The sequence below is a fragment of the Hominisplanchenecus murintestinalis genome (genome assembly GCF_943193015.1).
In the GTDB taxonomy this organism is placed as follows: Bacteria; Bacillota; Clostridia; order Lachnospirales; family Lachnospiraceae; genus Hominisplanchenecus_A; species Hominisplanchenecus_A murintestinalis.
On record NZ_CALPCM010000090.1, the window covers coordinates 1 to 3,541 of the forward strand.

Genomic DNA, 3,541 nt, shown 5'->3' on the forward strand with positions numbered 1-3,541 from the left:
ATGTTTTGCGTTTCTCCTGTAAACTCATATTTCCTCATGATTTTCCCCTACCTTCTCCTTTACAGTTTAAATAAGCCACTGCGCACAGCAGCGCCCCTGCCGCCCACATCCCTACGGTTGCCTGTTCTCCTGAAAGTGTCGGCGATACCAGCGTGCAGATGCACACAAGCCATACAGTCTCTACCGGGATGGAGATGAGTGATACTATGTACCTCACCATTCTCCGGTTGTGCTTTGCCTGTTCCTTCTTTCTCATTACTTAAAATCCTCCTCTGTCAGCTTCCTGCCGATAAATGCTTCGAGTTTCCAGCGGTAAATGTCATACGCATTTTCTTTACTGCCCGTCTTTTCTTTCGGAATCACGTCCCCGATCGGCCATATGCCATTTATCATCCGCATCCTTACCTTCTGCACGGTTACCTTGCCGTATTTGCCCTCGCCGCTCAATATCTTCGCTGCCCGCGGCACCTTAAATACTTCTGGCAACATTTATCCTCACCTTCCTTATCCCACCCTTTACAGGCTGTTTGTAAAATATATTGACTTTTATTCTGTGTTCTCCTATCCTATCAGTACAGGCTGTTGCAACAGCCGAGTACATATGAAAGGAGACATTCATGCAAATAGTAGAAAACATTTTAGATACACAGAACATTGCCGGTATAATAGCATTTACTGCGGTGATATCATCTGTTATATCAGTAGCAATCAGCGGAATAATCAACTTGTTATCTCAAGCTATGTCTCAAAGACACGAATGGAAAATGAATTATTGGAATACATACTATACAGAATGTTCAAAAACGTTCGTATCCTTGCTTGACAGTTCCGGAAAACTTCTTGGAAATCCGCTTAGTGACTGCGAAATACTAAACCTGATGTCCTTGATATATCAATCTTATGCATATGCAGATAAAGAACTATCTGAAACATTGGATTGCTTTTATTCCAAATTGGAAAAATGGAATAATGACATTGGCAACGAAAAGCTTCTGGATGAGTGCCAGAAATATGCTATTGTCGTTGCCCGCGATATTAACCGCATCCTCATTAAATATAAAAATAACCGTTCCATACACACCAGATAGTATATAAGGAAGATACGATAATACAAAAAACAGAAAATATCGTGTATAACCGCGTACCCAAAAGCCTGTTGAATATAAAACTTTCAATAATTTGAACAATGGTTCCAATCCAACAGGCTTTAACAAACCACATGGAATCATACAATGTTCTCTTCGCTCCCTTATCCCGTTTTTATTTTTGTCAGATAATGCTTTATCAAGGGTTTCCCTCCTTTCTTGCCATGAATAAAGTGTTGGCATCCACATTTAAAGCTGATGTTATCTTACAAATGTCAATATCTGTTATCAGCTTTCTTCCGGTCAACATAGCATTGAACTGCTGTTTGGTATATCCAGCCCTTTCAGCTACTGCATACTGCTTTAACCCTCGTTCGTTAATGATTCTTCTTATATTTGGAACAACAACTGTATTCAAGTTTTTTCCTCCTTTCATCAAGTTTCTTTAGTTCTCCTTTATAATACATCATGTTTCTTTAGATGTCAACATATTTTTCTAAAATTTCTTGAGTTTTAGTATTTACATATAAATACTTTTGAGTTATAGTATAGATACAGAAAAGAGGTGAACTGAATGGGAATTGGATATAGAATAAAAGAAGCAAGGGAAAATCAAGGACTTACTCAAACAGAATTAGGAAAAATAGTTGGCGTTACTGGCTCTGCCATTACAAACTATGAGAATGAAACAAGCCATCCAAAAGAACCTATTATGTATAAACTTATAGAGGCATTAAAGGTTGACGCTAATTATCTTTTTCAAGATTGCGTTAAGCTTCCAAAAGAAGCAAACGATGTAACTCTTGCGGAATACGAACATATTAAAAAATACCGCCTTATCTCCACCCACTCCCCGGACGGGTCAGTCGTGGTTGATACGGTACTGGATAGGGAGTATGCTATTGCGGAGAAGTTGAGGGAGCAGTCAGAGCAAATTCAAGAAAAAGACTCCCGCATCGCAGAACTGGAGAACACTTTAACTGACATGTCGGATTATTCATACTTAAATGCCGCCCATGACAATGGCGTTACGGAAGAACAGAAAGCTGCCGTAGATAAAATTATGATGGATGACAATGAATGGGAGTGATTTTATTGACATATGAAAATTTATTGGCTGAAGCCGACAATGAAAAACTGATCGTCAAAGAAAAGGATATTGATGGATATAGTGGAAGAATATATAAAAACAGAATTGCAATTCACCATAAAATCCCGACATCCACTGAAAAGGCTTGTGTCCTCGCTGAAGAACTTGGGCACTATTACACTACAACAGGGGATATTCTCGACCAGTCGCGAACTGAGAACCGAAAACAAGAATACCATGCGCGGCTTTGGGCATATAACAAGCAAATCGGGCTAATGGGCATTGTGAAAGCCTATCAATATGGTTGTCGAAACAGCTATGAAGTGGCAGATTATTTAGGGGTAACCGAGGAATTTCTTGCCGACGCTCTCAAAGCATACAAGAGTAAATATGGTATATGTGCGACTGTAGATAACTATATCGTCTATTTCGAGCCATATGTCGGCATTATGGAAATAAAAACAGATTAAACCGCTTCGGCGTTTTAATAAAAATACAAAAAAAGAAAAGGAGCATAAGAACTATGAAGAAAAAACTATTGGCAATCCTATTGGCAGGCGCATTATCCGCAAGCTTTATCGCTTGCGGAAACGGTAACAAGGATACTGACACAAAGCCTGAAACCTCTGAAAGCAGTACTGAAAGTACAACTGATGAAGATTCTGAATTAACAGAAAATGAATCTCAACCTGAAGAATCTCCAGAAACTGACACAAAGCCTGAAACCTCTGAAAGCAGTACTGAAAGTACAACTGATGAAGATTCCGAATTAACAGAAAATGAATCTCAACCTGAAGAATCTCCAGAAACGATTTATGAAACGGGAAATAGCGCATCTCTAAAAGACTGGACAATCAATGTTACTGATGCCCAAATAGTTGATTCTATTGCTGCCGATTATGGCTCTTTTGAACCTAAGGAAGAAGGAAATAAATTTATACAGGTATTTGTCACTGTCAATAATGATGGAAAACAGGCAGATAGTTTTCTTCCAAGTTATTCTATTGGGGATGATGTAAATGCAAAAATTTTATATTCAGACGGATACGAATTTACTGCTACCAATTTACTTGGATATAGTAATGATTTGCATGATTCGACCATAAACCCTTTATCATCACAAACAGGGGAAATTGCATTTGAAATCCCAAGCACTGTAGCAGAATCCACAGATGAATTATTGATACAGTTTTCATCGGGTAATGATACATTGAAATTTAAAGTACGTTAAATATATTTTTCCAAAATAAAATTGTTTCTGCGAAATCGTGTACTTTTGTTAAAACATAAAAAACCGCCCCTGCGCCAACAGGAACGGTTTCCACATAGATTCCTATACAGCCCCGGAGGACGGTATAAAACCACT

The 3,541-nt window shown here is 38.5% G+C and carries 7 protein-coding genes; 4 read left to right on the plus strand and 3 right to left on the minus strand.

Translation table 11 applies throughout. From position 1 onward, the window contains the following. Nucleotides 1-34: 34 nt before the first annotated feature. Nucleotides 35-256: a hypothetical protein gene (locus tag NFR99_RS14820; protein ID WP_251354033.1), complete on the minus strand. Its 222-nt coding sequence runs from the start codon at nt 254-256 to the stop codon at nt 35-37. Next, the gene (locus NFR99_RS14825) at nt 256-489 is read right to left on the minus strand and encodes a hypothetical protein (protein WP_251354034.1); all 234 of its coding nucleotides are present in this window, start codon (nt 487-489) and stop codon (nt 256-258) included. Before NFR99_RS14825 ends, NFR99_RS14820 begins: the two co-directional genes overlap by 1 nt. A 128-nt stretch (nt 490-617) precedes the next feature. On the opposite strand from NFR99_RS14825, the gene NFR99_RS14830 reads away from it, so the two are divergent. After that, complete coding sequence (locus NFR99_RS14830) at nt 618-1,088, plus strand: hypothetical protein (protein WP_251354035.1); 471 nt, start codon at nt 618-620, stop codon at nt 1,086-1,088. A 196-nt stretch (nt 1,089-1,284) separates the two neighbouring features. Here the strand turns inward: NFR99_RS14830 and NFR99_RS14835 are convergent, their stop codons facing one another. Continuing rightward, complete coding sequence (locus NFR99_RS14835; RefSeq protein WP_251354036.1) at nt 1,285-1,521, minus strand: helix-turn-helix domain-containing protein; 237 nt, start codon at nt 1,519-1,521, stop codon at nt 1,285-1,287. Nucleotides 1,522-1,659: 138 nt separating this feature from the next. On the opposite strand from NFR99_RS14835, the gene NFR99_RS14840 reads away from it, so the two are divergent. The 3 genes from NFR99_RS14840 to NFR99_RS14850 are packed head-to-tail and all read left to right on the plus strand — an operon-like array spanning nt 1,660 to nt 3,406. Then, entirely contained in the window at nt 1,660-2,175 is a 516-nt protein-coding gene (locus tag NFR99_RS14840) for a helix-turn-helix domain-containing protein (RefSeq protein WP_251354037.1), read from the plus strand. Further along, nucleotides 2,166-2,645 (plus strand): ImmA/IrrE family metallo-endopeptidase, encoded by a 480-nt coding sequence (locus NFR99_RS14845; protein WP_251354038.1) that lies wholly within the window; start codon nt 2,166-2,168, stop codon nt 2,643-2,645. Before NFR99_RS14840 ends, NFR99_RS14845 begins: the two co-directional genes overlap by 10 nt. A gap of 53 nt (nt 2,646-2,698) precedes the next feature. Then, nucleotides 2,699-3,406 carry a DUF4352 domain-containing protein gene (locus NFR99_RS14850; RefSeq protein WP_251354039.1) on the plus strand — a complete coding sequence of 236 codons (708 nt, stop codon included), beginning with the start codon at nt 2,699-2,701 and terminating at the stop codon, nt 3,404-3,406. Nucleotides 3,407-3,541: the final 135 nt, after the last annotated feature.